This window comes from Arthrobacter sp. Y3225116, from assembly GCF_059091245.1.
On sequence record NZ_JBNHGL010000313.1, the window covers coordinates 1 to 2,871 of the forward strand.

The window sequence follows — 2,871 nt, forward strand, 5'->3', positions numbered from 1 at the left end:
GGCCTGCTTGCGCCGCGCCGGCCGCTGGCCCGGCGTGCTGCGGACGGAGGAGGAAGAGGCGGGCCGCAGCCCGTCCAAGAACCGGGACGGTTTGCGGTTGGCGCGGCCTCCGGGGGTCCGGGCCAGCGACCAGGACAGAGCCAGGTGCTGGCGGGCACGGGTGATGCCCACATAGAGCAGCCGGCGTTCCTCGTCCACGGCCTCGTCGGTGTCGGCGAAGGAAATCGGCATCAGCCCCTCGCTCAACCCGACCAGGAAGACTGCGTCCCATTCCAGGCCCTTCGCCGAGTGCAGCGAGGCGAGGGTGACACCCTGCACCGTGGGAGCGTGCTGGGCGGCGGCGCGTTCGTCGAGCTCCGCCACGAAGTCGGACATGGTGAACACACCGCCGGCCGCGGAACCGCGGGCCGCGTCCAGCTCGTCGGCCAGTCCCACCAGCGCGGCCAGGGATTCCCAGCGTTCGCGCACCGCACCGCCGGTCTGCGGAGCCTCCCGCGTGTAGCCCAGGTTCGCCAGCACGTCCCGGACCAGTTGCGGCACGGGTTCGGTTCCGGCGGCCCGGGACGAGGCCCGCAGCTGGAGGATCGCGTCGCGGACCTCCCGCCGCTGGAAGAACCGCTCCCCGCCGCGCAGCTGATAGCCGATGCCGGCAGTGGCCAGCGCCTGTTCGTACGCTTGGGACTGCCCGTTGGTGCGGAACAGCACCGCTATCTGGGCGGCGCCCACGCCGTCGTCGATCAGTCCGCGGATACGGGTGGCCACCTGGGCGGCCTCCGCCTCGTCGTCGGTGCATTCCGTGAACGAGGGCTCGGGCCCGGCCGGACGCTGGGCGATGAGCTCAAGCGGGGTCGGCCAGCTGTCGTTGTCCCGCGCCGGCTGCCGGGTGCGGGCGGCCAGCAGCGAGTTGGCCAGCTGCACCACCTGCGGGGTGGAGCGGTAGTCCCGGACGAGTTTGACGACGTCGGCGCCGGGGAAGCGTTTGGTGAACTCGAGCAGATGCCGGGAGGTCGCTCCCGTGAAGGAGTAGATGGTCTGGCTGGCGTCGCCGACAACACAGAGTTCTTCACGGTCCCCCAGCCAGAGGTCCAGGAGCCGCTGCTGGAGCGGCGAGACGTCCTGGTATTCGTCCACCACGAAGTGCCGGTACTGGTCCCGGACGGCGGCCGCCACCTTCGGGTCTTCCTCGAGGATCCCCACGGTGATGAGCAGGACGTCCTCGAAGTCGATGATGTTCCGGTCCGTCTTCACGTCCTCGTAGGCCTGGTACAGCCGCGCCACCGTCGTCAGGTCGTAGCCTGCCGGTGCGGCACGCCCGGCCGCCCGGCGGACATAGCTCTCGGGCGTGAGCATGGAAACCTTGGCCCACTCGATCTCGGCCGCCAAGTCGCGGATGGCGGCACGGTCGGTGGTCAGCCGCAGGCGGCGGGCAGATTCGGCGATGACGCTGGCCTTGTGGTCCAGCAGGCCGGGCAACGGGCCGCCGACCGACTGCGGCCAGAAGAACTGCAGCTGGCGCAGCGCCGCGGCGTGGAACGTGCGCGCCTGCACCCCGCCAACACCGAGGTCGCGCAGCCGCGTCCGCATCTCGGCGGCCGCGCGCGCGGTGAACGTCACCGCCAGCACCCGCTGCGGCGTATACACCCCGGTGTGCACCCCGTAGGCGATCCGATGGGTGATCGCGCGGGTCTTGCCGGTGCCCGCTCCGGCGAGGACGCACAGCGGACCGGCCAGGTTGGTGGCCACCTGCCGCTGCTCGTCGTCCAGTCCGGCCAGGATCCGGTCTTCGAGGCTGCTGTCCGGGAGGGGCCCGGCTGCCGCTGCGCTCATCGTCCGGCCTGCGGCAGCTCGCCGCCGTACCAGTGCTCGATCAGCGCCCGCGCAATCGAAATGCCGCTGGCCACCTGGACCTCGTCGGCCTGCAGTGCCGCGGCCAGTTCCTCCCGGCTGAACCACCGCGTGTCCAGGATCTCCACGCCGTCGGGGACCGACGCCGCGTCCGTCGCGACCGCCGTGAAACCAATCATCAGCGATGCCGGGAACGGCCACGGCTGGGATCCAAGGTAGCGCGGCGAGTGCACCACGACGCCGGACTCCTCCTCGATTTCCCGCACGACCGCGGCCTCGAGCGACTCCCCCGGCTCGACGAAGCCGGCCAGGGTGGAATACCGGCTGGCCGGCCATGCGCTGTTGCGGCCGAGCAGCAGGCGGTCGTCCTCGTCGATGACCGACACGATGACGGCGGGATCGGTGCGCGGGAAATGCTGGCTTCCGTCGGCGGGACAGCGGCGCACCCAGCCGCCCTGCTCGATCTCCGTGCGGTGGCCGCAACGCGGGCAATGGGTGTGGGTCAGGTGCCAGTTGGAAATCGCCGCGGCCTCCACAAACAGCCCGGCGTCCTGCGCCGAGAGCTCCCCCGCCACGTCGCGCAGGCCCAGCCACTCGCCGTCGTACTCGGCAGCTTCCGCGCGGTCCGCCAACACCGAGAGCACAATGTCGGTCCCGACGGGCACATCCGCGCCTTCCACGGCCCGGCCGAGGTAGACGGACAGGTCGGTTGCGGTCCGTTCCCTGCTCGGAAGCAGCACGATCCTTCCGCCGCGTACCAGCGTCTTGCCGTCGGCGATCAGCATCACATGCGTGGTGTCGCTGCCCCAGATGCCGTCCACCAGGCCGGGGTGGCTGCGCCGCTCGCACCCGCGGTCCATGGTGGTGCGCGCCAGCATCAGCTGGCCCAACGGCGGGAACCCTGCAGCGGCGGTGCTAAGACTCATGCTCTCTACCGTACTCACCCCGGCGCCCGGACCGTTATTCGCGCCGCCGCCGCTGTGGACTGCGCGCGGCGGTGCTGTGGACTGCGCGCGGTGGCGCCCC

The 2,871-nt window shown here is 71.3% G+C and carries 2 protein-coding genes; both read right to left on the reverse strand.

Annotation, left to right across the window (positions count from 1 at the left end; all coding sequences use genetic code 11):
* Positions 1-1,827: ATP-dependent helicase (locus AC5RV2_RS16650; protein WP_494093259.1), on the reverse strand; the 1,827-nt coding region annotated here is incomplete at its 3' end.
* A complete protein-coding gene (gene nudC / locus AC5RV2_RS16655; protein ID WP_494093260.1) occupies positions 1,824-2,771 on the reverse strand; it encodes an NAD(+) diphosphatase in 948 nt (315 codons plus the stop codon). The genes AC5RV2_RS16650 and nudC, both read right to left, overlap by 4 nt.
* Positions 2,772-2,871 lie beyond the last annotated feature (100 nt).